The organism is Microbacterium sp. NPDC055665, from assembly GCF_053618035.1.
Genome location: NZ_JBSHGY010000003.1, coordinates 272,465 through 297,600, shown reverse-complemented (window position 1 = coordinate 297,600; position 25,136 = coordinate 272,465). Strand labels below are relative to the sequence as shown.

Sequence of the window (25,136 nt, the reverse complement as noted above, 5' to 3'; positions counted from 1 at the left end):
CGGCACCGATCGCCCTGGTCACGACCCCAGCGACACCTCCTGCAGCGACCCCTCGCCGTCGATCTCGAGCGTCAGATCGAGGTCGAGTCGGCGCAGAAACGCGTCGTCGTGGCTGACGACGAGTACGGCTCCCCGGTAGGCGCGCAACGCCTCGACCAGCTGGTCGACCGTATCGACGTCGAGGTTGTTCGTCGGCTCGTCGAGCACCACGAGGTGCGGGGCGGGATCGGCGAGCAGCAACTTCGCCAGCGCGACGCGGAAGCGCTCGCCGCCGGAGAGCGCGGACACCGGACGCTCTGCTGTCGCCCCGCGGATCAGGAACCGGGCGAGCCGGTTGCGCAGCTCCTTCTCCGGGACCTGGGGTGCTGCGGCCGCGATGTTCTCGAACACCGACCGCTCCTCGTCGAGGCCGTCGACCCGCTGCGGCAGGTAGCCGATCAGGTCCGTGTGGGACTCGATGTGCAGGGTGGGCCGTTCATGACTCCTCGATTCTTCGGCTGAATCGGCCGAAGAGCCCTGTTCCGGGCCATCGGCCGTCGTAATTGAGGAGTTGTGAACACCGCCCGCGACCAACCGCTCGAGCAGCGTGGTCTTGCCGGCGCCGTTCCGTCCGATCAGTGCCACACGCTCCGGACCCTGGATCACCCACGCCCGCTCCTCGTCGCCGACCGTCGCGATGCGGCGGCTGCGTGACACCTGCGGATCGGGCAGCTCGATCTTCATCGAGGAGTCCGAGCGCACGCGGCGCCCGGCCTCCTCGCGCGCGGCATGGGCGGCCTCCTCCTTCGCCCCGACCTCGGTGCGCAACTTGCCAGCCGACACCTCAGCGGCCATCTTGCGACCGTGCGCGATGATCTTCGGGACCCGCTTCTCGATCTCGGCCTTCTTCGCCGTGCGGGCGCGATGCGCGAGCTTGACCTCGGCCTCGATCCGCTGGCGCTTCTCCTTGCGGAGCACCTGCGCAGCCGCGACCTCGGCCTGCTTCGCGGCATCCTGCTCGGCGTCCAGCCAGGCGCGCCACTCCGAGTACGGTCCGCCGAACACGCTCAGCGTCTGGGCATAGAGCTCGGCGGTGTCGTCCATCAGCTCGAGCAGTGACAGGTCGTGGCTGACGACGATGAGCGTGCCCTTCCAGGCGCGCACCATCGCTGCGAGCTTCGCCCTGGCGTCGCGGTCGAGGTTGTTGGTCGGCTCGTCGAGGAGCGTGATCGGCGCACGGCGCAGGCGGATGCCGGCGATCGCGACGAGCACGGCCTCGCCGCCGGACAGCTCTCCGACCCTGCGGTCGAGGAACTCCGGGGCGAGACCTGCCTCCGCCAACGACGCCTCGGCGCGGGCTTCGATGTCCCAGTCGTCGCCGACCGCATCGAAGTGGGCGGGGTCGACGTCGCCGGCGCTGATCGCCTGCACGGCGTCGAGCGCCACGGAGACGCCGAGCAGTTCGGCGACGCGGCGGTCGACATCGAGGGTCAGCTGCTGGGGGAGGTAGGCGACCTCGCCGGATGCCGTGACGACGCCCGACGTCGGTTCGAGCTCACCGGCCATCAGCCGCAGCAGCGTCGACTTGCCCGCGCCGTTGCGACCGACGAGTCCGGTGCGTCCGGATCCGAAGGCGCCGGAGACGCCGTCGAGCGCGACCGAGCCGTCGGGCCAGGTGAAGGTGAGCCGGTCGAGGATGACCGACGCGTGAAGAGTGGTGGGTTGTGACATGAGTGTCTCCTGTCGAGTGCGAGGGTGCACTGACACCGGACCTCTGCCGGTCCTCGACCGGACGCGGAAGCGTCGCGGGAGGAGGGAGGTCAGCCGTGGAGTCGGCGATCGTCGGGTCAGCGCGCGGAAAGAAGAGCGCGGAGGCGACGGATCAGATCAAAGGACTTCCAGACACGGCGGACAGGACTCCACGACGATACCCGGGGTTGTCAGGATTGCGCAACTCCCGGGCGTGTCGGAGTCGCGATCAGCTCTTCGCGATCCCGTCGAGCCACTTCGTGAGGAACCGGTGCACGTCGGCCAGCTCCTCTTCGGAGATGCTGTGCGTGAGTCCGGTGTAGACCCGGCCCGACAGGTCGGAGTGGCCGGGAAGCCACTGGGCGGTGTGATCGACCAGTTCGGGCGGGATGACGTCGTCGTGCGTGCCGCGCCCCCAGAACACGGGTGGGCGCAGTTCGGCCAGTTCCTCGTCGTTCGGCAGCTCGCCCTGCGCCACGTACCCGCTGAGTGCCACGACCGCGCCGAAGCGCTCGGGAGCGATCCGCAGGGCCTGCAGCGACACCGCCGCCCCTTGCGAGAAGCCGAGCAGTGCGACGGAGGGGGCGTCCGCTGCCGCGGCGTCGAGCCATCGCAGGAACGCCTCGGCGGCGACCGTGACCGCCTCGGGGCTGCGTCCGTCGAGCCCCTCGATCGCGTACCAGGACCGCCCCGGCATCGGCCACGGCGGTGCGAGGGGAGCGGCGACCGAGGCGACGGCGATGCCCTCGGGGAGGTACGGGACGAGCCCGAACAGGTCGTGCTCGTCGGCGCCGTAGCCGTGCAGCAGCACCAGCAGCGGCATCCGTCCGCGGTTGGCGGCCGACCAGCGGGTCGCCGTGTCGTCGATCGTCAGGTTCTCGCTCACACCGTCATCCTGCCAGGGACGACGGACGTGCACGCGGTGTCGGTCGGGGGAGGCGGCTGGTAGAAAGGACACATGGCGGTCCGCACACCTGATCCCGATCCGGAGCCCGAAGACGATGGTCTCGGCGCGTTCGCGGACTCGAACCCGCCGGTCCCCGACGGCAACCCCGGCTGGCTGAGCGAGTTCGAACTCGAAGAGGCGCGGCGCCGACTGCCGATGCTCTACGTCGAGGCGATTCCGGTGCGCACCGACGGCTCCGGTCAGGTGATCGAGATCGGCATCCTCCTGCGCTCCACGCCGATGGGGGAGATGACCCGCACGATCGTCTCGGGGCGCGTCCGCTTCGGCGAGACCATCCGCGACGCCCTCTTCCGTCACGTCGAGAACGACCTCGGGCCGATGGCCTTCCCGCTGCTGCCACCGCAGCCGCTCCCGTTCACCGTGGCGGAGTACTTCCCGATCCCGGGCGTGAGCGCGTTCCACGACGACCGGCAGCACGCCGTGTCGCTGGCCTTCGTGGTGCCGGTGACCGGCACGTGCGAGCCGCGTCAGGATGCCCTCGAGGTCACCTGGTTCTCGCCGGAGGCCGCCGGCTCCGATGCGGTCGCCGCCGAGATGGAGAACGGTCGGGGGACCCTCGTCCGCCAGGCCCTCGCCTACCTCGGTCTCCTCCGCTAGTCGCGTCGCGCTGCGTCGCCTCGCGAGCGCCGAGACCCCGGCTTCGCGCCGAGACCCCGTGCTGGGTGGGGCGGAAGCCAGGGGTTTCGACGCGAACCCGGGGTCTCGAGGATGCCGTCGCGTCAGCCGCGGGTGAGGCGCGACAACTCCGCGACGAACGCGTCGACGTCGGCCTCTTCGGTGTCGAAGCCGCACATCCAGCGCACTTCCTTGCGAGCCGCGTCCCAGTCGTAGAACCGGACCGAATCGCGGAGCTGGTCGGCGACGCCGTCGGGCAGGATCGCGAAGACACCGTTGGACTGGGTCGGCTGCGTGAAGTCGACGCCCTGGATGGATCCGTCGGCGATGCCGGCCTCGATCTCCGCACGCAGGCGCGCCGCCATCGCGTTCGCGTGCTTCGCGTTGCGCAGCCACAGGTCGCCCTCGAGCAGCGCGATCAGCTGCGCCGACACGAACCGCATCTTCGACGACAGCTGCATGTTGAACTTGCGCGAGTACTTCAGGCCGTGGGCGGCGTCGGGGTTCAGCACGACGATGGCCTCGCCGAGCATCGCACCGTTCTTGGTGCCGCCGAAGGTGAGCACGTCGACCCCGGCGTCGCGGGTGAACGCCCGCAGCGGCAGGTCGAGGGCGGCGGCGGCGTTCGAGAGGCGGGCCCCGTCGAGGTGCAGCTTCATGCCGCGCTCGTGCACGTGGTCGGCGATCGTGCGGATCTCGTCGGCCGTGTACAGCGTGCCGAGCTCGGTCGACTGCGTGATCGAGACCACCAGCGGCTGTGCGCGGTGCTCGTCGCCCCAGCCCCAGGCCTCGCGGTCGATGAGCTCGGTGGTGAGCTTGCCGTCGTCGGTGGGGACCGTGAGCAGCTTGAAGCCGCCGATCTTCTCGGGTGCCGCTGCCTCGTCGACGTTGATGTGGGCGGTGGATGCCGCGATCACCGCGCCCCAGCGCGGCAGCATCGACTGCAGGCCGGTGACGTTCGCGCCCGTGCCGTTGAAGACCGGGAACGCCTCGACGCCCTCGCCGAAGTGCGCCTGGAAGACCTCCTGCAGGCGCGCGGTGTACGCATCCTCGCCGTAGGCGCTCTGGTGCCCGCCGTTCGCCGCCGCGATGGCCGCGAGGACCTCGGGGTGGATGCCGGAGTAGTTGTCACTGGCGAAGCCCCGGATCGCGGGGTCATGCTGGATGCTCACCGATCCAGCCTAATCGTCCGATCCGGGTGCACCGGGCGGGAAGGGTCTTCCGGATGTCGGATGCCCGCCCTACCCTCGTACCCATGGAGCGCACCGCAGCGAAGACGGCCTTCGCCAACGTCCTCGTCAACACGCTCATCGCGAACGTGACGACGAGCTTCCTCTGGTTCGCGCTCACGTTCTGGGTCTACATCGAGACGCAGTCGGTGCTGGCCACGGGCATCATCGGCGGGGCGTACATGCTGTTTGTCGCGTTCTTCGCGATGGCGTTCGGCACGATCGTCGATCGCAACCGCAAGCACACGGTCATGGTGATCTCGAGTGTCATCTCCGCCGCGGCCTTCCTGGTGGCGGGGCTCCTCTATCTCTGGCAGCCCGAAGCCGCACTGCTCGACCTGGGCGGTCCGTGGTTCTGGCTGTTCTCGGGCATCATCCTCTTCGGCGGTGTGATCGAGCAACTGCGCAACATCGCGCTGTCCACGACGGTGACCCTGCTGATCCCCGAAGACAAGCGCGCGAACGCCAACGGGCTCGTCGGCACGGTGCAGGGCATCGCGTTCCTCGTCACGAGCGTGTTCTCGGGGTTGTCGATCGGGTTCCTCGGCATGGGATGGACCCTGGCCATCGCGATCGCGGCCATGGCGCTCACGTTCGCCCACCTGCTCTTCATCCGCATCCCTGAGGGGACGCCGGAGCCCGACCCGAACGCCTCCAGTGCACTCGACTTCCGCGGCAGCGTGCGGGCCATCCGACTCGCTCCCGGGCTGTTCGCGCTGATCATCTTCTCCACCTTCAACAACCTCATCGGCGGCGTCTACATGGCGCTCATGGACCCGTACGGGCTCACGCTGTTCGACGCGCAGACCTGGGGCTTCGCGCTGGCCTTCGCCTCGACCGGGTTCCTCGTCGGCGGTGGCCTGGTGGCGAAGTTCGGACTGGGCCCCAAGCCCATGCGCACCATGCTGCTCGTCGTGATCGCCATGGGCCTACTCGGCTCGGTGTTCATGCTGCGCGAGTGGTGGCCGCTGTACGTGATCGGCATGTGGGCGTACATGGCCCTGGTGCCGCCGGTCGAGGCCGCGGAGCAGACCATCATCCAGAAGGTCGTGCCCTACGAACGGCAGGGCCGCGTGTTCGGTGTGGCCGCGGCCATGGAAGCGGCCGCCGCCCCGATCACCGCGTTCCTGATCGCCCCGATCGCCGAGTTCCTGATCATCCCGTACATGGACACCCGCGAGGGGCAGCAGAGGTGGGGTTGGCTGCTCGGCGAGGGCGAGGCTCGCGGCATCGCGCTGATCTGCCTGTTCGCGGGGCTGATCATGGTGGTCGCCGCGACGCTGGCGTTCTTCACCCGGTCGTACCGCAAGCTCACCGAGCTCTACGCGGAGGCGCCGGAGCAGGAGATCGACCACGGCGACGCGGAAGACGGCGACGGCGGCGACGCCGGGGCAGAAGCTGTGGCGGAGGCGTCGTCGATCGAGTCGGACCGTGCCCGGCGCGCGGAGGCTCCGCCCATCGTCCCCGGCATGCCGCCCGAGGCCCGCTGAGGGTCGGACGATTCCCCGAGCCCCGGACGATTCCCCGAGGTTTCAACAGGAGAAGCTCCGCAGATCGTCACTCCGTCGGCGGATCGTCGCGGAGGTGGTGTCAGTCGAGGTCGAACACCCGGTCGTTGAGGTCGGCGGCGTCCGTATCCCACAGGGTGAGGATCCGCGCGGCCAGGACCTCGGGATCGAGCGCCTTGGCACGGAACACGACGGATGCCGCGCGCAACGGTTCTCCGGCATCGCGCGCGGACTTGGCATACCCCTGAGCGACGGCCCGGGCCCATGCCTCGCTCGCCGCCTTCGCCGCGGCATAGTTCGCCCCGCCGGCGAGGGGCCGCGCGACAGCCGTCGACGACACGATCGCGAACCGGCCGGCCCCCGATGCGCGAAGTGCCGCGTCGAATGCCCGGCTCGTCGCGCGAACGGCCTCGAGCGCGGGCAGCAGTGCGGCGAAGTCGTCGTCCGACTGCCCGGCGAGGCCTCCGCCTCCGCGCCAGCCGCCGACCAGCGGGATCACCGCATCGACGTGGCCGACCTGCGCCGCCAGCACCGTCATCTCGTCGAGCGAGGTCGCGTCCGCGAGGAACACCTCAGCGCCGACATCCGCCAACGCCTGCAGCCCTTCGGCAGAACGGCCGGTCGCGATCACGCGAGCCCCCGCGCCGTGCAGAGCGCGTGCCACCGCCCGCCCCGCCGCACTCGTCGCTCCCGCGAGCACCACGGTTCGGCCGGACGGTCTCGATTCGATGGGTTCATCCATGTCGCTCACTCTTCCGGTTCGGAGGGGCTTCTGCGGCCGGAACCCGCGGAGAGATCCACAGAACAGGTTCCGGCCGCAGCGCGGTGCGCCCCAGCGTCACACTCGGAACGCGCGCAGTGCGCGCGTGGTCATCAGTCGTCCGTGCCGCGGATGCCGACGGTCGATTCGATGACGGGCTTCATCTTCTTGTGGAGGGTCTCGAAGAACATCGACAGCGGGAACTCATCGTCCATCACGGCATCCGTGTAGCCCTTCGGCGCCCCGGCGAGGATCTCGTCCGGGAGGCCGCGAGCCCACTGCGAGGCCGGGTGCGGGGTGAGCGTGCCGCGGACGAGCTCGTACGCGGCGAGCCAGTGCGCGACCTTGGGGCGGTCGATCGAGTGCCAGTACAGGTCGTCGATCGCGTCGCCGAGCGCCACGACGGCGTCCGGCACGGCGTCCCAGTCGAAGGTGAGAGCGGTGTCGGTCCAGTGCAGCACGCCGCGCTGGTGCAGCCACGCGAACAGCAGCTGTCCGCCGACCGCGTCGTAGTTGCGGATGCGGGTGCCGGTGATCGAGAAGCGGAAGATCCGGTCGAAGATCACTGCGTACTGCACGAGGTGCGCGTAGTCGTGCATCTCCTGCTCGGTTTCGGTGAGCTCTTCGCCGGCGGCGATGCGGGCTGCGAGCGCACGCTCGATCTTCACCGACTCGCGGAACGCCGTCATGTCGCAGCGCATCTCCTCCAGCGAGTAGAGGAAGAACGGCATCCGCTGCTTGATCATGAACGGGTCGAAGGGCAGATCGCCGCGCATGTGGGTGCGGTCGTGGATGATGTCCCACATCACGAAGGTCTTCTCGGCCACCTGCTGGTCGTCGAGCATCGCGGCCGCGCGCTCGGGCAGATCGAGGTTGGTGATCTCCGCCGCGGCGCGGGTGACGCGGCGGTAGCGAGCGGCCTCGCGGTCCTGGAAGATCGCGCCCCAGGTGAAGGTCGGGATCTCGCGCATCGCGACGGTCTCGGGGAACAGCACGGCTGAGTTGGTGTCGTATCCGGGCGTGAAGTCGACGAGGCGCAGCGAGACGAACAGCTTGTTGCCGTAGTCGCCCGCTTCGAGCGCGGCGATGAACTCCGGCCAGATCGTCTCGACGATCAGCGCCTCGACCAGGCGGTCGCTCGAGCCGTTCTGCGTGTACATCGGGAAGACGACGAGGTGACGGATGCCGTCGATGCGGGTCTGCTGCGGCTGGAAGGCCATCAGCGAGTCGAGGAAGTCCGGCACGCCGAAGTCCTCGGACGCCCAGCGCTCGAAGTCGACCACGGACGCGGCGAGGTACTCGGCGTCGTGCGGGAAGGCGGGGGCGAGTGCACGGATCGCGGCGGTGATCGCGCCGACGAGCTCGCGGGCCTTCTGGTGGGTCGCTGAGCTTGTCGAAGCGTCCGGGATCGAGCCGTCCTTGATCTGCATCTCGCGGATGGCGATCGCGGCGTCCTTGAGCTGCGCCCAGGCGGCGGACTGCTCCACATTCTGCGCCTGCACTGAGCCTGTCGAAGTGTCCTCGACGACCTCGGGCTCGCCGACGATGGCCTGAACAGCGGAACTGTTGGCGGAAAGAAGGGACATCGGGACCTCCGATCGGAGTTTTCAACGGAAAGATTCCGGCATATACGGAATCCTGACGATAATCTTACAGCCATGGATGATTCTGTCGACCGCGCGATCCTGACCGCGATCTCCCGTGACGGGCGCGCCACGCTCTCCCAGCTGTCGGAAGCCGTCGGCCTGTCGGTCTCGGCCGTGCAGTCGCGTCTGCGCCGGCTGGAGACGAGGGGAGTCATCTCCGGATATCAGGCGATCCTCGACCCCGAGCAGGTGGGCACCCCGCTCTCGGCGTTCATCGAGATCACCCCGCTCGACCCGGCGCAGCCCGACAATGCCCCCGAGCTGCTCGAGCACCTCGACGCGATCGAGGCCTGCCACTCCATCGCCGGCGATGCGAGCTACATGCTGTTCGTGCGGGTCCCGTCGCCGCGTGCGCTGGAGGAGCTTGTCCGCGACGTGCGGCTCGCGGCGAACGTCAGCACCCGCACCACCGTCGTGCTGCAGACCTACTACGAGCATCGGCCGATCATCCCGGTGGGCTCGGCCGAGTAGTCCCGCCGCGTGGCCGGGAGCGCGTCAGAGCACCGCGCCCACCATCGCCTCACCCAGCGGCGTCCGCAGGTGCAGCATTCGCGCGCCGTCGCGCTCGCTGGCGATCAGCCCCGCGCCACGCAGCACGGCGAGGTGATGCGACGCGGTCGATATCGCGATGCCGGCCTCCTGTGCGACCTGCGACGTCGTGCGGGCGGCGCCGGCTCTGAGCAGGATGCCCGCTCGCGCCGGACCCAGCAGCGCACCGAGCGCCTCTGTGGTCTCGGCGATGTCCCGGGCCCAGCCGGCCGTGACACCCCGGGCCGGGTAGAACAGCGTCGGCTGTGCCGGCGCCTCGGTCAGCACCATGCAGCCCCATGACGACATGACCGACGGCACGAGCACCAGGCCGCTTCCTCGGCAGTCGACCTGCTCGCTGTGGCGGCGCAGCGAGACGCGGACGGCACCCTCTCCCCAGGTCACCTGAGGGTGCAGGTCTCCGGCCATTCCCGCGATTCCCGCGCTCGCGATCGTGCGGCCGCGGACCGCGATGTCGGCGCGCAACAGGCGTTCGAGCTGTGGCCAGACGGGAGCCAGCGCGGCGTCCCACACCGCGCCCCAGGCGTCGGCGATCATGTCGCGGGCGCGCGCGGGTCGATCCTGCATCTCGCCCAACGCCTTTCGGCGGGCTCCGGCCGAACGCCGCACCATCTTCCCGAAGTCGACGCGCATCGGGTCGAGAGGTGCCGCGCGCAGTTCGTCGAGCTCGGCCTCCGGCGTCAGGTCCCACCGCGGCGCGGTCGTCAGGAAGTCGGGCAGATACCCGTCATCACCGACCACGGTGGCGAGCAGTGCGAACTCGTCGCGGGGCAGGCGGTCGCGCACGGCTCGCAGCCACCCCCACTGCAGCGGGTGCGCGGCGGGGCGCAGCAGCACTCGGACCGCGTGGGCCAGCTCGTGACCGGGGGAGATCCCGAATCGCACCGCCTCGACGTCGCCGGGGCTCAGGTGGAACTCCACGCGGTGGTCGGAGTGCTCGATGCCTTCGACCGGCGCGTTGTTTCGATCCACATCGAAACTCTAGGGCCGGCGCCGACGGATGTCGAGACTGATGTCATGAACAGCACAACCCCTTCCATCCCGGTCGTCGCCGGCGCGGACATCCGCATCGGCACAGGCCGCAGCCGCAAGTTCGTCGGCGCCGAGCACGGCGCGGAGGTGTCCTACTTCTTCGTCGAGAATCAGCCCGGCGAAGGCCCCGGGCTCCACTGGCATCCGTATGCCGAGACGTGGGTCGTGATCGAGGGACTTGCCCGCATCACCGTGGGCGACGAGACTTTCGTCGCCGGTGCGGGCGACACCGCGACCGGGCCCGCGTACATCCCGCACTGCTTCACCAACGTGGGGGATGGGGTCCTCAAGATCATCGGCATCCACGCCTCCGCCACCATCATCCAGACGTTCCTCGACGAGGACTGAGCACCAGGAGCACCATGTCCTTCCAGGCATACCTCGACAACATCGAGACCAAGACGGGTCTGACCCCGCGACAGTTCATCGAGCTCGCGACGGAGAAGGGGTTCGACGCCACGACCAAGGCCACCCCCATCGTCGCGTGGCTCAAGGAGGACTACGGGCTGGGGCAGGGTCACGCGATGGCCCTCGTGCACGTGATCACCAAGGGGCCGCAGATCAGCGCCAAGCACGTCGGCACGGGCGGTGCGCACTCCGACGCCTCCGACACGCTCTGGCTCGACGGCAAGGACAGCAATCCGAACCCCTGATCCGTCGTCCCGCTGAGGTCCGGCATCGGCCCGGCCAGTAGGATTCCCTGCGTGGCAGCATCCTCCCAGCGCAAGAAGAAGAGTCGGACCGCGAAGCACGCCCCGGCCCGCACCAGCGGCAACCCGGCGCGGCGTCCGGTCGTCGAGGCGGGGCCGGTCACGGCATCCGATTGGATCGGAGCCGCACGGTTGCGCACCCTCCCGCTCGCGATCGCCCCGGTGATCATCGGGACCGGTGCGGCGCGCAGCACCGGCCCCGAATTCCACTGGGTGATCGCGCTCGCGTGCCTCGCCGTCGCGGTGCTGCTGCAGATCGGCGTGAACTTCACGAACGACTACAGCGACGGCGTCCGGGGCACCGATGCCCACCGGGTCGGTCCCGCGCGACTGACGGCATCCGGCCGGGTGAAGCCGCGGACCGTCCTGGTCATCGGACTGATCTTCTTCGCGCTCGCCGCCCTCGTCGGCCTCGCGATCGTCGTGCGCACCGGGCAGTGGTGGATGCTGGCGGTCGGCGCCGCGTGCATCGTCGCGGCCTGGTTCTACACGGGAGGCAAGCGCCCCTACGGGTATTACGGCCTCGGCGAGGTCTTCGTATTCGTGTTCTTCGGCCTCGTCGCCACGCTCGGCACGACCTGGGTGCAGGTGTTCGAGCTGCCGCTGCAGGCGTGGCTCGGAGCCATCGCGGCCGGCCTGTTCGCGTGTGCCGTACTGCTCGCCAACAACCTGCGTGACATCGACCAGGACCGCGAGGTCGGCAAGCGCACCCTCACGGTCTTGATCGGACGCCGCGCAACGCAGGTACTGTTCACTCTCTTCGTCCTGGCGCCGTTCGGGATCGCCGTGGCCATCGCACTGCTCTACCCGATCGCCTGGATCTCGCTCCTCGCGCTGCTGGCGGGGCTCCCTGCAATCGTGATCGTCTGGGCCTACCGGCAGCCGAGGGAGCTGGTGACCGCGCTCGCCCTGACGTCGCTGACATCACTCCTGTACGCCGGCGCCCTGTTCTGGGCGTTCGTCGGCTGACCTGCCCGGTTTGCCGTCCGGCTGAGCCGCCCCGGTTCGCCGTCCGGCTGAGCCGTCGCGGTTCGCCGTCCGGCTGAGCCGCCGCGGTTCGCCGTCCGGCTGAGCCGTCCCGGTTTGCCGTCCGGCCCACTCCCCGCCGCAGCCTCATCCGCTCCTCGCACAACTTCGGAGATGTGACGCGACACGCCGAACGGAGTGCGGATGCCGCGGCGCGCCGTCGTCGATCTCCGAAGTTGTGTCGGGACGGGACGTGGCGGGAGCGCGGGGCAGGGGAGGGCGGTCAGGCCTTCGGGTCGTCCCCGAGCTCGGTCGCGTCGATCGCCTGGTCCTCGGCGTCGGCATCGGCCTGGCCGCCCGACGACCGGTTCTCGCGACGCTCCGCGAGTCGGGCCGAGGCGTCGGTGAGCGGCGTGCGCAGGAACAGCATCGAGATGCTCATGCCGATGAGCGCGGCGAAGATCGCGGCGAGCCACCAGTACTCGCGGAAGATCGGGAAGAAGAACCAGAGGATGGCGAGCGGGACGAGGAACGCCAGCAGCCGCAGCACGGTGTAGACGAGGAAAGGCGCGGGCTTCTTCACCCCTCCAGTCTACGTTCGCCGCGCGGGCCGCTCGGCGCCCGGGACCTCGATCCCCAGCCGAGCGAACGGGATGCCGCGCACGACCCGATGCCACGGGTGCTCCCCGAGCGACCAGAGCAGCCCCGCGTCGATGTCGAGCGCCAGGTCTTCGCAGCCGACCGGGAGGGGCACGTCGTCCTGTTCCAGCGCCGTCCGCGGCCCGCTCCACAGCGCCCCGGGTCGCAGGCCGTCGGACTGCGACACGAAGTGGCGGTCTCCCCAGCGCACGGCGCCCTGCATGCGGGGGATGCCGGGCGTGAACATGTGCTCCTCAGCGAATCGGCCGTCGGCGTCCTCGGGGATGGAGAACTCGCCGATCCGCCCGCTGTCGTCGGTGCGGTGCTCACCGATGAGCACACGCCGGAGCGGAGTGCCGCGCTCGTCGAACACCCGGCCCAAGTACGAGCAACGCAGCGCGACGGGATGCACGCGCGTGCGAACGGCGACGAGTGCCGTGGTGCGACCGCGCCGAGGTCGCCTGCCGGCGATGCGCTGAGCGGTGGCGCCGCGGACCTCCCGCACGTCGGCGAGGTCGAACTCCCAGATGCCCCGACCGGTCGCCGCGACGAAGAGACGGTCGTCGAACCAGGCGAGTCCGCCGGCGTGGATCGGCGCCGGGTGCAGCTCGCCGTCGTCGCCGGGAATGGCGAGCAGCACGTCCAGATGGCGCGAGCGCTCGAGGTCGACGAAGGTCACGCGGGAGGCGAGGTGCACGCCGTCGAGCTGCTGCCGGAACCAGCTCACCGCCAGGGTGCGTCGCCCCCGCCACTCTCCGAGGTCGATGCCCTGCGGGTACCAGCGTCGAGTCCAGGTGCGGGCGGTCAGCCAACGCAGATCCACCGTCTCACGCTGCTTCCGTCGCACCGGGCGCCATATCGATCCGAACGGCCAGAGCATGCTCCCATCGTCCCCGATAGGACGTGTCGTCGCGAACACCGTCGCGACTCGTGTCCTGTATCTCGGCCTACGTACAGCTTCACGAAATGCGACATGTATCATGTTACGTGTCGTCGCGGGTATCTCTGGGGGGAGAGAACGCGACGATGTCACACGTCCCGAGTCCGGCTGATGGGGGTCAGCAGGGCTCGTGGCGGGTGGGGTCGCCATCGGCGGCCCTGCTCCCCGAACGCTCCGCGTTCGGCAGTGCGCAGCACTGGGAGGTGTGGCTCCGTTCGGGTACGGGGCCACACTTCACTGCCACCACGAGGCTGCGTCGTGTGCGGACACCGATCGTTCACCTTCGCGTCGCCGTCCGGCAACGGCGACCTGGCACGATTCCGGAACACCGCCAGTCCCTGGAGTTCCGTGCGCACACCCCTCGTCACCGTCATCCTGCCCGCGAAAGACGCCGGCGAGTACATCGGGACGACGCTCGAGACGCTCACCCGTCAGTTCGAGGATGCGTCGGCACTCAAGCTCGTCGCGATCGACGACGGCTCGCGCGACGACACGGGAGCGCTCATGCGCGCGTATGCGGAGCGGCTCCCGCACGTCGAGGTCATCCGGAACCCCATCGCCCGGGGCCTCGCGACCGCCCGCAACCAGGGCCTGGAACGCGTCGAGGGTGATGCCTTCTGCTTCCTCGACGGTGACGACTGGATGCAGCCGCGGCGGCTCGAGGTACTCGTGTCACGGTTGCGCGAGCTGGACTGCGACTTCCTCCGCACCGACCACGTCACGGTCACCGGTACGCACCGGTCGCTCATTCGCGCCCCGCACCCGTGGCGCGAACGCGTGGTCGTGCCGCGCGAGGCGATCCTGCCCGAGAACGAATCCACGATGGTCGACTACCCCTACGCATGGGCGGGTGTCTTCCACCGACGGGTCCTCGACGACGGACTGGCGCAGTTCCCGGAGGGGCTGTTCACGGCGGAGGACCGTCCCTGGATCTGGCGGCTCCACCTTCGCGCACGGTCGTTCGCGGTCGTGGACGCGCCCGCGCTGCTGTACCGGCGCGGCGTCGCGACCTCGCTCACGCAGGCGAGGGATCGGCGGCAGCTCGACTTCGCCCGGGCGATGGACGAGGTCATCGCCGTCGTCGAGCAAGACCCCGAGGCGGAGCGCTTCCTGCCGAAGGTCGTGTGGACCGCGCTCGCGCTCAGCTCCCACCACCTGGTGCGCGCTCGCCGCATGCACCCGCGGCTGCGTGTCGAGATGCGCGACGGCATCCGGGACATGCTCCGTCGCCTGCCGGATGCCGAACTCGACGAGACCCTGACCCGCTTCGACGGGCCGCGCCGACGGGTGCTGGCGCGGGTTCTCCGGCAGGCGGGGCGGTCGGTATGACTCAGCTCTTCGCGCTGCACAGCGCCTACGGGCTCGCGACAGCCGCCGCAGCGATCGACGCCGGACTCCTCGGCCACGACGGTGGGGCGGAGCGCATCCTCGCGCCGTTCACCTCGAGCCGGGTGCCGGAGACGGCTGTCGGCATCGCGGACGACCCCGTGCTCGGACCGCTGCGCCAGCGGTTCGACCGCGTCGAGCCGCTGGAGGAGATGCTCGGTCCGCTGCATCCGAGCGGGTGGGAACCTGCCGAGGCCGACCTCCCGATGCTGGAGCGGCTGTTCGAGCGGGCGTGGCAACTCGATCCGCGAGACCTGGAGCTCTTCGTGCAGAGCCCCCAGGTCGCGCCCGCCCGCACGCTGATGGCGCTGTTCCCGCACGCGCGGATCACGATCGTGGGGGATGGGCTCATGACGTACTCGCCGATGCGCGTGCGGCTGCCGTATGCGGTCGCGGCGCGCATCGAACGAGTCGTCCATGCCGACGTGGTGCCGGGCGTGCGACCGCTCGTGGGTGCTCCGCAGGCCGAGGTCGTCCCGGTTCCTCCGGCCGCGTTCGCGGCGGCACTGCGGGAGACGGATGCCGGTGACCCGGGCGCCGATGACGACGTGCCCAGCGTGCTGGTCCTCGGCCAGTACCTGTCGGCGCTCGGGCTCATGACACCCGCCGCGGAGATCGACCTGCAGAAGCAGCTGATCGACCGCGCCGCGCGGTGGGCTCCGCAGCGCATCGTCTTCAAGCCGCACCCCGCTGCGCCGCCGTTGGTGACCGCGGCGGTCCGCGATCGGGCGCACGTCCACGGGATCGACTTCGTGGAGTATCGCGGCCCGCTCGCGGCGGAGCTGTTGGCCGAACGGCTCGACGCACTGGCCGTCGTCGCCGGATTCTCGACCGCCTTGCCGACTGTGCGCACGCTCTTCGGCCGGGAGATCGGGTCGGCGGGCAACGACCGGATGCTGGCGGCGCTGACGCCGTTCGAGAACAGCAACCGCATCCCCGTGACCCTGGTCGACGCCCTCACCCGTGACGATTCGCCCTACGACGACCCCGACCGGCTGCAGCTGTTGGTCGACGCGGTGGGCTATGCGATGCAGCCCGAGAACGCCGCCCACCTGCGCGGTCGTGCCGAAGAACTGCTGCGGGGCCTCGACCCGGTCGAGCGGGATCGGTACTTCGCGCCGCGACGGCTCACGGAGCTGCGGCTGCCGGGGGCACCGCGGGAGAGCGCCGCGCGTCGGGCGTTGCGCCCCGCCGGGGGAGTGGGCAGGGTCGAGGAGTGGCGGCTCAACGCCCTCGGTGCACGGCGACGCGTCGGCCGTGCCTGGAAGGCGCTGCGCGGGCGATGACGACGACGACGACGATGACGCGATGACGCGAGGATGAACGACATGGACGAGCAGCAGCCCCTCACGGTGGCGATCATCCCGGCGCGCGGCGGATCGAAGCAGGTGCCGCGCAAGAACCTCCAGCGGGTGGGCGGGGTGCCGCTGATCGAGCGCGCGGTCCGGGCCGCGGCCGCGGCATCCGGCATCGACCTGGTCGTGGTGTCCACCGACGACGACGAGATCGCGGCGGTCGCGACCGCGGCAGGCGCCCGCGTCATCCGCCGACCCGCCGAGCTCGCCGGTGACACCGCGACTTCGGAGAGCGCGATCCTGCATGCCCTCGACGACCTCGAGGCACAGGGTGAACGCGTGGAGATCGTGGCGTTCCTGCAGGCGACCTCTCCGTTCATCCCGAGCGACCCGCTCGCCGCGGCCGTCGAGGAGATCCGCGCCGACCGGGCCGACAGCGTGTTCGCGGCCCACGAGACCTACGGGTTCCTGTGGCGGGAGGATGCCGACGGCGCCGCGGTCGCGATCAACCATGAAGCAGCTCACCGCCCGCGACGCCAGGACCGCGAACCGCACCACCTCGAGACCGGTGCCTTCTACGTGTTCCGCGCCGACGGGTTCCTTGAGAGCCGGCATCGGTTCTTCGGCAGGATCCGCATCGCGGCGGTGCCGGAGTGGACGGCGATCGAGGTCGACGATGCGGATCAGCTCCGGGTGGCCCGCGCTCTCGCGACCCTGCACGAGGTTCCCGGGCGCATCCCGGTGCGGGCGGTCGTGACCGACTTCGACGGCGTGCACACCGACGACACCGCGATCATCGATGCCGACGGCGGGGAACGGGTGCGGGTCAGCCGCGAGGACGGGATGGGCGTGGCCCTGCTGCGCCGCGCCGGGATTCCCCTGCTGATCCTGTCGACGGAGGTGAACCCGGTCGTCCGCGCTCGTGCCGACAAACTCCGCGTGCCGGTGCTGCACGGCATCGATGACAAGGAGACGGCGCTGCGGAAGTGGGCCCGGGAGAACGACGTGCCCCTCGCCGACATCGCCTACCTCGGCAACGACGTGAACGACCTCCCGGCGCTGCGGATCGTGGGGTGGCCGGTCGCGGTCGCGAACGCGCATCCGCTCGTCATCGAAGAGGCCAGGGTCGTGCTGCGTCGCCGGGGTGGCGAGGGCGCGGTGCGGGAGCTGATCGAACGGGTGTTGTCGAGCTGACCGATGCCGGTAACCCGGCCGTCGCCCGGTGTTCACTCTCGCCCCGTAGTCAGGAGGGAGGGGTTGCACCAGCGCTCGACGACCGGAGGAATCATGACTGTCAGCATCGGCTCACGAGTGATCGGCGGCGGGCGTCCTGCCTACGTCATCGCCGAGATCGGACTCAACCACAACGGCGATGTCGACATCGCGAAGAAGCTCATCGATGTCGCGGCCCGCGCCGGTGCCGACGCCGTGAAGTTCCAGAAGCGCACGCCCGAGATCTCGACTCCCGAGCACATGCGCGATGTTCCGCGCGAGACGCCGTGGGGCGTAATGAGCTACCTCGACTACCGTCGTCGCGTCGAGTTCGGCCGCGCGGAGTACGTCGAGATCGGCGACCACGCCACCATGCTCGGCCTCGACTGGTTCGCGTCGCCGTGGGATGTGCCGAGCGTCGACTTCCTCGAAGACCTCAACGTGGTGGCGCACAAGGTCGCCTCGGCGAGCCTCACCGACACCGAGCTGCTCATCCGTCTGCGCGAGACCGGCAAGCCCGTCATCCTCTCGACCGGCATGTCGACCATCGAGCAGATCGACCGGGCGCTGGACACGCTCGGCACCGACCGCGTGGTCCTCATGCATGCGACCTCGACCTACCCGCTCGAGCCTGAAGAGGCGAACCTGCGCGTGATCGCCACCCTGCGCGACCGCTACCCCGGTGTGCCCGTCGGCTACTCGGGACACGAGCGCGGCCTCCAGATCTCGCTCGCCGCCGTGGCGATCGGTGCGGTCGCCGTCGAGCGTCACATCACGCTCGATCGCACGATGTGGGGCTCCGACCACGCCGCCTCCCTCGAGCCGACCGGCCTCGAGCACCTCGTGCGCGACATCCGGGTGATCGAGCGGGCGACCGGCGACGGCGTCAAGCGCGTGTTCGACAGCGAGCGCGCGCCGATGGCGAAGCTGCGTCGCGTCTCCGCATGACCGACGCCCCCGGCATCCGCGTCGTCGCCATCGCGGACGCCGACTCCTTCGTGAAGTGGGCGGCATCCCTGCTGGGCTCGGTCCCGGGCCTGCAGCCGCATCTGCTGGTCGTGCGTACGCCGCTCACGGCCAGCGCCGAGCAGCAGCGCACCGCGCTCGCCGGCACGACGCTCGGACCCGACGACGTCACCCGCATCGGCTTCGCGGAGGCGGCGGACTGGCTGGCCGGGCAGCGACCGGACGTGGTCCTGCTCGCGGGGCGCGGACCGTTCGTGCGCCTGATGGGGCGGGTGATCGACACGCTGGAGCACCGACCGGTCACCGTCTCGGGCCTGCCGGGGATGGCGATCCCCGCGCAGCGCGGAGCGCTCGACTATCGCCGTCACACCGACCTGCTGGTGGTGCACTCGCATCGTGAGGTGCGGGCGTTCGAAGAGCTGGGGCGGCGCATCGGCGTACAGACGCCGGTTGCTCTCGCGACCCTGCCGTTCGCCCGGCGTCGGCAGCGGATGCTGCGCCCGGAGCGGATGCGGATCGACGCTGCTGCGGGCAGTCGCGGTGGCATCGCGGTCGCCGAACGCGCGTCTCCGACGGTGGCGGAGCGACCTCCCGCGACCGACATCGTGTTCGCCGCGCAGGCGCTCGTGCCCGTCGGGAAGGACGAGCGTGCCGAGATCGCGGCCATGCTGGTTCGGGCGGCGGAGGCCGAGCCCGCTCGACGCGTGGTGGTGAAGCTGCGGTCGCGGCCGGGGGAATCGGAGACGCACCTCGAACGCGAGCCCTACGCGGGGTTGCTGCCGTCGCGCCTTCCGCAGAACCTCGTGTTCTCCTACGACTCGATGTCCGCCGCATTGCAGACCGCGGCCGGCCTGGTCACGGTGAGCTCGACCGCCGCGATCGAGGCCACGGCCCTCGGGGTGCCCGTGATTGCGCTCGACTCGTTCGGGGTGAGCAAGAGTCTGCTGAACACGGTGTTCGTGGGAAGCGGACTGCTCGGCGGTCGGAGCGAGGTCGTCGCCGGGCGGTTCCGGCATCCGCATCCGGATTGGCTCCGCGACAACTACTTCCATCCCGAGGCGGAGTCGACGTGGTGGGAGCGGGTCGAACAGCTCGTCGCCCTGCGGCGCTCGGGGGCGTTGCCGGCGCGGCGTGTCCCGGCGGCTCGAGGAGGTGCCCTGCACGAGGCCTGGCATCGGGCGAGCGTGCTCGGGGCCGAGGATCGCACGGCGCAGGGGAGAGTGGCGCTCGCGATCGGCGTTCCCGCCACCCGCGCGATGGCCGCGGCCCGCACGCGCCGGGCTCCGGCAGGCGGCGGCACCTGGTCCGACGCGTCGACCGACTACACGCTCGAGCCGAACCCGTTCGACGACTCGATCCGGCGCTGAGTCGCCCGGCGCGACCAAAAACCAGACGAGGCCTGTTCCCGTCCGTGTGTCGAGGTCGGACACGCCGACGGCGGGCCGCTGCGTCTGGGTTTTGGCATCCCCACGCCGCGGCGCACCGTCGGGTCGAATCAGTTGCTGCGGCGGATGGCGCGCACTCCGACGATCAGTCCGACCACCGCGACCGCCAGTGCCGACACCCAGCCCCAGAGCACGGTCACATCTCCCAGGTCGCCGGCGAACAGCGCCCGCTCGGCCTGCACGACCCAGTTGACCGGATTGACCGAGGCCACGGCGCGCATCCACTCCGGAGCATCGTCGAGCGGCAACAGCATCCCCGAGAGGATCAGCAGCGGGAAGATCAGCGACTGCTGCACGCCCCAGAACAGCCATTCCCGGTCTTTCGTCGCCAGAGCCAGCGAGTACGACAGTGAGCCCAGGCCCACACCGAACACGGCCAGCAGTGCGAGTCCGATGAGAAGGCCGGGGATGTCGGCCGCGAAACCGAACGGCCAGGCGATCAACACAATCACGAGCGCCTGCACCACGATCGGCGCGATCTCCTTGAGAGCACGTCCGATCAGCAGCGAGGAGCGCGCGAGCGGGGCGACCAGGGTGCGCTCGTGCGAGCCGGTCATCATCTCGTACTGCAGGTTCGAGCCGGTGGCCCCGGTGCCGAACAGCACGATCATCACGAGCACGCCCGGCACGAACCAGGCCAGGGTCTCGCCGGCCGGCTGCCCCGAGTCGCCGATCAGCAGAGGAGCGAACAGTCCGAGGAAGACGAGCGGCTGCAGCAGGCTGAAGATCAGCGTGAACGGATCGCGGAGCACGGGCTTGAGCTCACGCGTCAGCACGTTCCGGGTGTCGCGCGCGAGGTTGGGGCGCACGAGGGTGTCGGTGGTGGTCATGAGAGGGCTCCTGTCGTGCTGTTCGCTGAGGGGGTGGGGGTGTCGGCGGATTCGGGTGCCGCGCCCACGGCATCCGCTCCTTCGCCGGCGTCGCGCAGTGTGCGGCCGGTGAGGGCGAGGAACACGTCGTCCAGCGTGGGTGGCACTCCGGTCGCGCGGCGGACGAGGATGCCGGCGGCGTCGAGCTCGCGCACGATCACCGGCAGCAGTCGGTCGCCGTCCGGCACGGCGAGCGAGATCGCCTCGCCGTCAACGGTCACTTCGGCGCTGCTGAGACGGGCCACCACGGCACGTGCGCTCGCCGCCTCGGCGGCATCCGAGAATCCGAAGGTCAGCACGTCGCCGGCCAGTGTCGCCTTGAGGGAGGCGGCGTCGTCGTCGGCGATGATGCGGCCCTTGTCCATGACCATCACGCGCTCGGCGTAACGGTCGGCCTCTTCCAGGTAGTGCGTGGTGAGGAAGACCGTGGTGCCGTGCTGCGTGCGCAGGTCGAGGATGTGCTCCCACAGGTTCGCCCTGCTCTGCGGGTCGAGTCCGGTGGAGGGCTCGTCGAGGAAGATCAGCGGCGGCGCGTGCATGAGCCCGAGGGCGATGTCGAGCCGGCGCTTCTGTCCGCCGCTGAGCTGCTGCACGCTGCGAGTTGCGAAGGAGGAGAGGTCGAGCGACTCGATCAGCTCGTCGGCCCGCTTCGCGCTGTCGCGTCGCGACATCCCGTAGAAGGCGCCCTGGCTGAGCAGCTCGTCGCGCACGCGCTGCGAGAAGCTGCCGCTCGTGAGCTGGCCGACGTAGCCGATGCGGGCGCGAACCCCGGCCGCGTCGGTGCGGATGTCGTGCCCGACCACTCGCGCGCTCCCCGAGGTGGGCGGGATCAGAGTGGTCAGCATCCGCAGGGTCGTCGACTTTCCGGCACCGTTCGGTCCGAGGAAGGCGACGAGTTCGCCGCGCACGGCGGTGAAGGAGACGTCGGTCACGGCATGCACCGGCGTCTTCTTGACGGTGAAGACCTTGGTCAGGCCTTCGGTCTCGATGAGGGATTCGTTCATGGGAGTGAGCGTAGAAAGCCATGCGGACAGATCCTGTCCGCATCATCTGGCAATCTGAGACGCATGACCGACACCACCTCGCGTGCACTCGCTCTGCTCAACCTCCTGCAGACCCACCGGCACTGGCCGGGCACCGAACTCGCCACCCGGCTGGGCGTCACCGAGCGCACCGTGCGACGCGACGTCGACCGGCTGCGCGAACTCGGATACCGGGTGGAGTCGACCCCGGGCGTCGCCGGCGGCTACCGCCTCGAGGCCGGAAGTGCGGTGCCACCGCTCCTGCTGAACGACGACGAGGCGGTCACGATGGCAATCGGCCTGCGCGTCGCCGCCACCCAGCAGCTCGTCGGCGGTCCCGAGGTCACGCTCACGGCCCTGGCCAAGCTCGAGCAGGTGCTGCCCTCGGCGCTGCGCCAGCGGGTGAACGCGCTCGCCGCGTCGGTGCAGGCGCCGCGCATCGGCGACGGTCCGGTCGTCTCGCCGGAAGTGCTGGGAGAGATCGCCCTCGCGACCCGAGACACCGAGCGACTGCGCCTGCGATACGTCGACGGCGAGGGGCGGGAGAGCGTGCGCCGGGTCGAGCCGCATGCGCTGGCGCCGGCGGGTCGCAAGTGGTTCCTGCTCTGCTGGGACCTCGACCGTGCGGACTGGCGCACGTTCCGTGTCGACCGCATCGCCGCGGTGGAGCACACGCGCGTGCTGTTCACCCGGCGTGACATCACCGAGGAGGAGATCGAGGAGCTCGTGCTGATCGCGTCGTCCTGGACCCCGCAGAAGGTCGAGGGCGCCGCCGTGATGGACCTGCCTCTCGCCGAGATGCAGGACCGTTTCGGGCCCTGGTCACAGGGCGCGACCGCCGTCGGCGAAGACCGCACGCGGTGGCCGATCGGCGGCTCGGACTGGCGCGAGACGATGTACGCGCTGCTGTGGATCCCCGAAGGCGTCGAGTATTCTGTCGCGCTCGCGGAGCCCCACCGGGCAGAGCTCCGTGAGGCGGTCGCTCGGCTGCTGCGCGCCCTCGACGCCCCGGATCCGGATGACGCCGGGTGACCGGCATGCGTCATCCTCAGACTCATAGGGTTATCCCAGGCAACGGTCCTGGCGGGTCAGATCACGGCCGGGTAACGTCATCCCCATCGCGGCGATCCGGGCGGTCCCGGGCCTCAGCTCATATCTGATGGCGTTGCGGGTTCGACTCCCGCCGTCGCGTCCACTCCGGTCGCCGACCCTCCTCCGGCACGGGTGACCGGCCATTGCCGTATGTGGTCCGGCGCCCCTAGCTTTCGGCTATGACGAACGCATCCGGCGCAGGGCGAAGGACCCGAACATGTCGCGATTGACGCAGACACTGATCCCGCGGTCGCAACGGCTGTCAGCCGAGGCGCTGGACGACGCAGTCAATCTGAGCGCGGGAGACACCCTCAGCAAACGTTCCGGATTCCTCATCATGCTCACGCTGTCGGGGGTCATCGCGATCGCGGGGGTGCTGACGGACTCGACGGCGACGGTGATCGGGGCGATGATCATCGCGCCGCTGGGTACTCCGATCCTCGGCATCGCCTGGGGGATCGTCACGGGGCATCTGCGCCTGGTGGTGTCCTCGATCCTGTGGGTCCTCAGCGGGGTCGGCATCGTCGTCGCGCTCGGGCTGGCGCTCGCCGTCTTCGTCGCGACACCGGAGAGCCTGTCGACCAACTCGCAGGTGATCGGGCGCACGTCGCCGAGCCTGATGGATCTGATGGCCGCGCTCGCGACCGGGCTCGCCGGCGGCTTCGCGATGTGCCGGAAAGACCTCAGCGCGGTGCTGCCGGGTGTCGCGATCGCGATCTCCCTCGTGCCGCCGCTCGGGGTGGTCGGAGTCTGCGCAGGTCAGGGGCAGTGGCCAGAGGCCCTCGGCGCGCTCGTGCTGTTCCTCTCGAACGTCTTCGCCCTGGTGATCGCCGGAAGCATCGTGTTCACGATGGCCGGTTACGCCCGCGACCCCGGATCCTCACCCACCGCCAATCGACGCCGGGCCTACGCGATCGTCGCGACTCTGAGCCTCATCATCGCCATCCCGCTCGCCGCGAACTCGATCGCCTCCGTCGCCGTCGCCCGGTGGTCGGTCGAGATCCAGAACACGACGACCGACTGGCTCGCCGGGGATCCGGATGCGCACATCCACGGTGCCGTGCAGTGGAGCGGACTGACCGCCACGATCTCCCTCACGACCCCCGACGGGTCGACCCCGTCGCTGGACGAGCTGCGGGACGACATGGCGAAGGTGATTCCCTCGTACGTCGGGGTGATCGTCGATGTGGGGCAGGGGACCGAGTTGACCGTGCAATGAACAGCGCTCGCTGCGGCGGTGGCCCCCGTTAGCCCCGATGATGGAGGTATGCCCTCCGTCCATCGTCCCGGTCTGCGGGTCTCGTCGGGTCTCACGATCCCCGAGGCCGAGCTGTCGTGGCGCTTCTCGCGGTCATCGGGCCCGGGCGGACAGGGCGTGAACACCGCCGACTCGCGCGCGGAACTCGTCTGGGACGCGGCGAACTCCGCGGCACTCACCCCGTATCAGCGCGAGCGGCTCCTCGAGCGGCTGAGCGGGCGCCTGGTGGACGGGGTCCTGACGATCGCCGCGTCCGAGCATCGCGCGCAGCTGCGCAACCGGGACGCCGCCCGGGATCGGCTCGTCGCGCTGGTGGCCGAGGCGCTGCGGCCACCGTCACCTCCGCGGCGGCCGACCAAGCCCAGTCGGGGCTCGAAGGAACGCCGACTGAAGGCCAAGCAGCGCCGCACCGACGTCAAAAGTCTGCGCCGCCGGCCCCGCGAGGACTGAGGCGCCGCCGCTCGCCGGATTGCCGAGCCGTCAGACCGTGCGCCAGTCGTCGCTCGTGATGCTCGCCCCCGCCTGCGGGCCCATCTGCAGCATGCCGCCGTCGACGACGAGCGATGTTCCGGTGATGTAGGCCGCCTCCGGTGACGCGAGGAACGCGATGAGGGCGGCGACCTCTCGGGCATCGCCGGGCCGCCCGAGGGGGATGCCCGGTCGACGCTCCGTGTGCGGGTCGGCGTCGGTCTGGCCGGTCATCGGCGTCGCGATCTCGCCCGGCGCTACGCTCACCGCGCTGATGCCGTGGGCGCCGAGTTCGAGCGCGAGGTTCTTCATGAGTCCGTCCAGGCCGTGCTTCGCCGCGTCATAGGCGCTCGAGCCGACCATCGGCTGGTGCGCGTGCACGCTCGTCACCGAGATCAGCCGGCCGCCGCGCTCGCCGGCCACCATCGCCCGAGCCGCTCGCTGGAGACAGAAGAACGCGCCCGTGAGGTCGGTGAGCAGCACCCGGTTCCAGTCGTCGAGGGTGAGGTCGAGGAAGGGCGTGCTCACGCCCGCTCCGGCGTTGTTCACGAACACGTCGATGCCGCCCAGCTCCGCGATCAGCCCGTCGATCACCTCGCCTGAGCGCGGGATGTCGGTGACATCGAGCTGTGCGACGACGGCGCGGGCGCCATGCGTGCGCACCTCTTCCGCGGTCTCCTCCGCGCCGAGGCGGTCGGAGTGCCAGGTGACGCCGACGTCGATTCCCGCGGCGCCGAGCGCCACGGCGGTGGCGCGACCGATCCCGGAGTCCGCCGCCGTCACGATCGCATGCCGGGGCTTCCTGTCGTGGTGAGCTTCGAACATCTCCGCCTC

General features: G+C 70.1%; 25 protein-coding genes and 1 tRNA gene. 15 read left to right on the top strand and 11 right to left on the bottom strand.

Annotation, left to right across the window (positions count from 1 at the left end; translation table 11 throughout):
- Positions 1–18: 18 nt before the first annotated feature.
- Together ACWGO6_RS10765 and ACWGO6_RS10760 are read right to left on the bottom strand one after the other, a co-directional pair.
- Positions 19–1,710: an ABC-F family ATP-binding cassette domain-containing protein gene (locus tag ACWGO6_RS10765; RefSeq protein ID WP_452326687.1), complete on the bottom strand. Its 1,692-nt coding sequence runs from the start codon at positions 1,708–1,710 to the stop codon at positions 19–21.
- A 247-nt stretch (positions 1,711–1,957) separates the two neighbouring features.
- Positions 1,958–2,614: an alpha/beta hydrolase gene (locus ACWGO6_RS10760; protein ID WP_452326686.1), complete on the bottom strand. Its 657-nt coding sequence runs from the start codon at positions 2,612–2,614 to the stop codon at positions 1,958–1,960.
- A 72-nt stretch (positions 2,615–2,686) separates the two neighbouring features.
- On the opposite strand from ACWGO6_RS10760, the gene ACWGO6_RS10755 reads away from it, so the two are divergent.
- On the top strand, positions 2,687–3,292 hold the full coding sequence (locus ACWGO6_RS10755) for an NUDIX hydrolase family protein (protein WP_136041359.1): 606 nt from the start codon (positions 2,687–2,689) through the stop codon (positions 3,290–3,292).
- A 122-nt stretch (positions 3,293–3,414) separates the two neighbouring features.
- Here ACWGO6_RS10755 and ACWGO6_RS10750 read toward each other — a convergent pair whose 3' ends face one another.
- Complete coding sequence (locus tag ACWGO6_RS10750; protein ID WP_452326685.1) at positions 3,415–4,482, bottom strand: threonine aldolase family protein; 1,068 nt, start codon at positions 4,480–4,482, stop codon at positions 3,415–3,417.
- A gap of 83 nt (positions 4,483–4,565) precedes the next feature.
- Between ACWGO6_RS10750 and ACWGO6_RS10745 the strand changes: the two genes are divergently transcribed.
- Positions 4,566–6,029, top strand: coding sequence for an MFS transporter (locus ACWGO6_RS10745; protein WP_452326684.1), 1,464 nt, complete (start codon positions 4,566–4,568; stop codon positions 6,027–6,029).
- Between the two features lie 100 nt (positions 6,030–6,129).
- On the opposite strand, the gene ACWGO6_RS10740 is transcribed toward ACWGO6_RS10745, so the two are convergent.
- Positions 6,130–6,789, bottom strand: a complete 660-nt coding sequence (locus ACWGO6_RS10740) for an SDR family NAD(P)-dependent oxidoreductase (RefSeq protein ID WP_452326683.1) — start codon at positions 6,787–6,789, stop codon at positions 6,130–6,132.
- 131 nt (positions 6,790–6,920) lie between these two features.
- On the bottom strand, positions 6,921–8,393 hold the full coding sequence (locus tag ACWGO6_RS10735; protein ID WP_452326682.1) for a DUF6421 family protein: 1,473 nt from the start codon (positions 8,391–8,393) through the stop codon (positions 6,921–6,923).
- Between the two features lie 72 nt (positions 8,394–8,465).
- On the opposite strand from ACWGO6_RS10735, the gene ACWGO6_RS10730 reads away from it, so the two are divergent.
- Positions 8,466–8,924 carry an Lrp/AsnC family transcriptional regulator gene (locus ACWGO6_RS10730; RefSeq protein ID WP_029260858.1) on the top strand — a complete coding sequence of 153 codons (459 nt, stop codon included), beginning with the start codon at positions 8,466–8,468 and terminating at the stop codon, positions 8,922–8,924.
- Positions 8,925–8,948: 24 nt separating this feature from the next.
- Here the strand turns inward: ACWGO6_RS10730 and ACWGO6_RS10725 are convergent, their stop codons facing one another.
- Positions 8,949–9,974, bottom strand: a complete 1,026-nt coding sequence (locus tag ACWGO6_RS10725; RefSeq protein ID WP_452326681.1) for a DUF5937 family protein — start codon at positions 9,972–9,974, stop codon at positions 8,949–8,951.
- A 45-nt stretch (positions 9,975–10,019) separates the two neighbouring features.
- On the opposite strand from ACWGO6_RS10725, the gene ACWGO6_RS10720 reads away from it, so the two are divergent.
- From ACWGO6_RS10720 to ACWGO6_RS10710, 3 genes are read left to right on the top strand one after another with little or no spacing between them, the layout of a single operon-like run.
- Positions 10,020–10,382: a cupin domain-containing protein gene (locus tag ACWGO6_RS10720; protein WP_452326680.1), complete on the top strand. Its 363-nt coding sequence runs from the start codon at positions 10,020–10,022 to the stop codon at positions 10,380–10,382.
- A 14-nt stretch (positions 10,383–10,396) separates the two neighbouring features.
- Positions 10,397–10,687: a DUF4287 domain-containing protein gene (locus ACWGO6_RS10715; RefSeq protein ID WP_136041352.1), complete on the top strand. Its 291-nt coding sequence runs from the start codon at positions 10,397–10,399 to the stop codon at positions 10,685–10,687.
- A 51-nt stretch (positions 10,688–10,738) separates the two neighbouring features.
- A complete protein-coding gene (locus ACWGO6_RS10710; RefSeq protein ID WP_136041351.1) occupies positions 10,739–11,713 on the top strand; it encodes a 1,4-dihydroxy-2-naphthoate polyprenyltransferase in 975 nt (324 codons plus the stop codon).
- Between the two features lie 280 nt (positions 11,714–11,993).
- On the opposite strand, the gene ACWGO6_RS10705 is transcribed toward ACWGO6_RS10710, so the two are convergent.
- Both ACWGO6_RS10705 and ACWGO6_RS10700 read right to left on the bottom strand, forming a co-directional pair.
- Positions 11,994–12,293: a DUF4229 domain-containing protein gene (locus ACWGO6_RS10705; protein WP_136041350.1), complete on the bottom strand. Its 300-nt coding sequence runs from the start codon at positions 12,291–12,293 to the stop codon at positions 11,994–11,996.
- Positions 12,294–12,302: 9 nt separating this feature from the next.
- Entirely contained in the window at positions 12,303–13,172 is an 870-nt protein-coding gene (locus tag ACWGO6_RS10700) for a hypothetical protein (RefSeq protein ID WP_452326679.1), read from the bottom strand.
- Between the two features lie 465 nt (positions 13,173–13,637).
- On the opposite strand from ACWGO6_RS10700, the gene ACWGO6_RS10695 reads away from it, so the two are divergent.
- The 5 genes from ACWGO6_RS10695 to ACWGO6_RS10675 all read left to right on the top strand — a co-directional run bounded on the left by ACWGO6_RS10695 (position 13,638) and on the right by ACWGO6_RS10675 (position 19,515).
- Positions 13,638–14,618: a glycosyltransferase family 2 protein gene (locus ACWGO6_RS10695; protein WP_452326678.1), complete on the top strand. Its 981-nt coding sequence runs from the start codon at positions 13,638–13,640 to the stop codon at positions 14,616–14,618.
- Positions 14,615–15,961 carry a polysialyltransferase family glycosyltransferase gene (locus ACWGO6_RS10690; protein ID WP_452326677.1) on the top strand — a complete coding sequence of 449 codons (1,347 nt, stop codon included), beginning with the start codon at positions 14,615–14,617 and terminating at the stop codon, positions 15,959–15,961. Before ACWGO6_RS10695 ends, ACWGO6_RS10690 begins: the two co-directional genes overlap by 4 nt.
- 42 nt (positions 15,962–16,003) lie before the next feature.
- On the top strand, positions 16,004–17,164 hold the full coding sequence (locus ACWGO6_RS10685; protein ID WP_452326676.1) for a cytidylyltransferase domain-containing protein: 1,161 nt from the start codon (positions 16,004–16,006) through the stop codon (positions 17,162–17,164).
- 93 nt (positions 17,165–17,257) lie between these two features.
- A complete protein-coding gene (locus ACWGO6_RS10680) occupies positions 17,258–18,130 on the top strand; it encodes an N-acetylneuraminate synthase family protein (RefSeq protein ID WP_452326675.1) in 873 nt (290 codons plus the stop codon).
- Positions 18,127–19,515 carry a DUF6716 putative glycosyltransferase gene (locus ACWGO6_RS10675; RefSeq protein ID WP_136041346.1) on the top strand — a complete coding sequence of 463 codons (1,389 nt, stop codon included), beginning with the start codon at positions 18,127–18,129 and terminating at the stop codon, positions 19,513–19,515. Before ACWGO6_RS10680 ends, ACWGO6_RS10675 begins: the two co-directional genes overlap by 4 nt.
- 128 nt (positions 19,516–19,643) lie before the next feature.
- Here the strand turns inward: ACWGO6_RS10675 and ACWGO6_RS10670 are convergent, their stop codons facing one another.
- Positions 19,644–20,423 carry an ABC transporter permease gene (locus ACWGO6_RS10670; RefSeq protein ID WP_136041345.1) on the bottom strand — a complete coding sequence of 260 codons (780 nt, stop codon included), beginning with the start codon at positions 20,421–20,423 and terminating at the stop codon, positions 19,644–19,646.
- A complete protein-coding gene (locus ACWGO6_RS10665; RefSeq protein WP_136041344.1) occupies positions 20,420–21,466 on the bottom strand; it encodes an ATP-binding cassette domain-containing protein in 1,047 nt (348 codons plus the stop codon). Before ACWGO6_RS10665 ends, ACWGO6_RS10670 begins: the two co-directional genes overlap by 4 nt.
- Positions 21,467–21,529: 63 nt before the next feature.
- Here ACWGO6_RS10665 and ACWGO6_RS10660 point away from each other — a divergent pair, with 63 nt between their 5' ends.
- The 4 genes from ACWGO6_RS10660 (at position 21,530) to arfB (ending at position 24,284) form a co-directional block, all read left to right on the top strand.
- A complete protein-coding gene (locus tag ACWGO6_RS10660) occupies positions 21,530–22,516 on the top strand; it encodes a helix-turn-helix transcriptional regulator (protein ID WP_452326674.1) in 987 nt (328 codons plus the stop codon).
- Positions 22,517–22,603: 87 nt separating this feature from the next.
- Positions 22,604–22,679: transfer RNA gene (locus tag ACWGO6_RS10655), tRNA-Met, on the top strand.
- A 114-nt stretch (positions 22,680–22,793) separates the two neighbouring features.
- Positions 22,794–23,795, top strand: a complete 1,002-nt coding sequence (locus tag ACWGO6_RS10650; protein WP_452326673.1) for a TIGR00341 family protein — start codon at positions 22,794–22,796, stop codon at positions 23,793–23,795.
- A gap of 48 nt (positions 23,796–23,843) precedes the next feature.
- Complete coding sequence (gene arfB / locus ACWGO6_RS10645) at positions 23,844–24,284, top strand: alternative ribosome rescue aminoacyl-tRNA hydrolase ArfB (protein ID WP_452326672.1); 441 nt, start codon at positions 23,844–23,846, stop codon at positions 24,282–24,284.
- A gap of 30 nt (positions 24,285–24,314) precedes the next feature.
- On the opposite strand, the gene ACWGO6_RS10640 is transcribed toward arfB, so the two are convergent.
- Positions 24,315–25,127, bottom strand: coding sequence for an SDR family oxidoreductase (locus ACWGO6_RS10640; RefSeq protein WP_452326671.1), 813 nt, complete (start codon positions 25,125–25,127; stop codon positions 24,315–24,317).
- Positions 25,128–25,136 lie beyond the last annotated feature (9 nt).

Excerpts from the sequence above, each read along its gene's own strand:
- ACWGO6_RS10765 (WP_452326687.1), bottom strand. The coding sequence starts at position 1,710 with ATGTCACAACCCACCACTCTTCACGCGTCGGTCATCCTCGACCGGCTC.
- ACWGO6_RS10755 (WP_136041359.1), top strand. The coding sequence starts at position 2,687 with ATGGCGGTCCGCACACCTGATCCCGATCCGGAGCCCGAAGACGATGGT.
- ACWGO6_RS10745 (WP_452326684.1), top strand. The coding sequence starts at position 4,566 with ATGGAGCGCACCGCAGCGAAGACGGCCTTCGCCAACGTCCTCGTCAAC.
- ACWGO6_RS10740 (WP_452326683.1), bottom strand. The coding sequence starts at position 6,789 with ATGGATGAACCCATCGAATCGAGACCGTCCGGCCGAACCGTGGTGCTC.
- ACWGO6_RS10735 (WP_452326682.1), bottom strand. The coding sequence starts at position 8,393 with ATGTCCCTTCTTTCCGCCAACAGTTCCGCTGTTCAGGCCATCGTCGGC.
- ACWGO6_RS10730 (WP_029260858.1), top strand. The coding sequence starts at position 8,466 with ATGGATGATTCTGTCGACCGCGCGATCCTGACCGCGATCTCCCGTGAC.
- ACWGO6_RS10720 (WP_452326680.1), top strand. The coding sequence starts at position 10,020 with ATGAACAGCACAACCCCTTCCATCCCGGTCGTCGCCGGCGCGGACATC.
- ACWGO6_RS10715 (WP_136041352.1), top strand. The coding sequence starts at position 10,397 with ATGTCCTTCCAGGCATACCTCGACAACATCGAGACCAAGACGGGTCTG.
- ACWGO6_RS10690 (WP_452326677.1), top strand. The coding sequence starts at position 14,615 with ATGACTCAGCTCTTCGCGCTGCACAGCGCCTACGGGCTCGCGACAGCC.
- ACWGO6_RS10685 (WP_452326676.1), top strand. The coding sequence starts at position 16,004 with ATGGACGAGCAGCAGCCCCTCACGGTGGCGATCATCCCGGCGCGCGGC.
- ACWGO6_RS10680 (WP_452326675.1), top strand. The coding sequence starts at position 17,258 with ATGACTGTCAGCATCGGCTCACGAGTGATCGGCGGCGGGCGTCCTGCC.
- ACWGO6_RS10675 (WP_136041346.1), top strand. The coding sequence starts at position 18,127 with ATGACCGACGCCCCCGGCATCCGCGTCGTCGCCATCGCGGACGCCGAC.
- ACWGO6_RS10670 (WP_136041345.1), bottom strand. The coding sequence starts at position 20,423 with ATGACCACCACCGACACCCTCGTGCGCCCCAACCTCGCGCGCGACACC.
- ACWGO6_RS10665 (WP_136041344.1), bottom strand. The coding sequence starts at position 21,466 with ATGAACGAATCCCTCATCGAGACCGAAGGCCTGACCAAGGTCTTCACC.
- ACWGO6_RS10660 (WP_452326674.1), top strand. The coding sequence starts at position 21,530 with ATGACCGACACCACCTCGCGTGCACTCGCTCTGCTCAACCTCCTGCAG.
- ACWGO6_RS10650 (WP_452326673.1), top strand. The coding sequence starts at position 22,794 with ATGTCGCGATTGACGCAGACACTGATCCCGCGGTCGCAACGGCTGTCA.
- arfB (WP_452326672.1), top strand. The coding sequence starts at position 23,844 with ATGCCCTCCGTCCATCGTCCCGGTCTGCGGGTCTCGTCGGGTCTCACG.
- ACWGO6_RS10640 (WP_452326671.1), bottom strand. The coding sequence starts at position 25,127 with ATGTTCGAAGCTCACCACGACAGGAAGCCCCGGCATGCGATCGTGACG.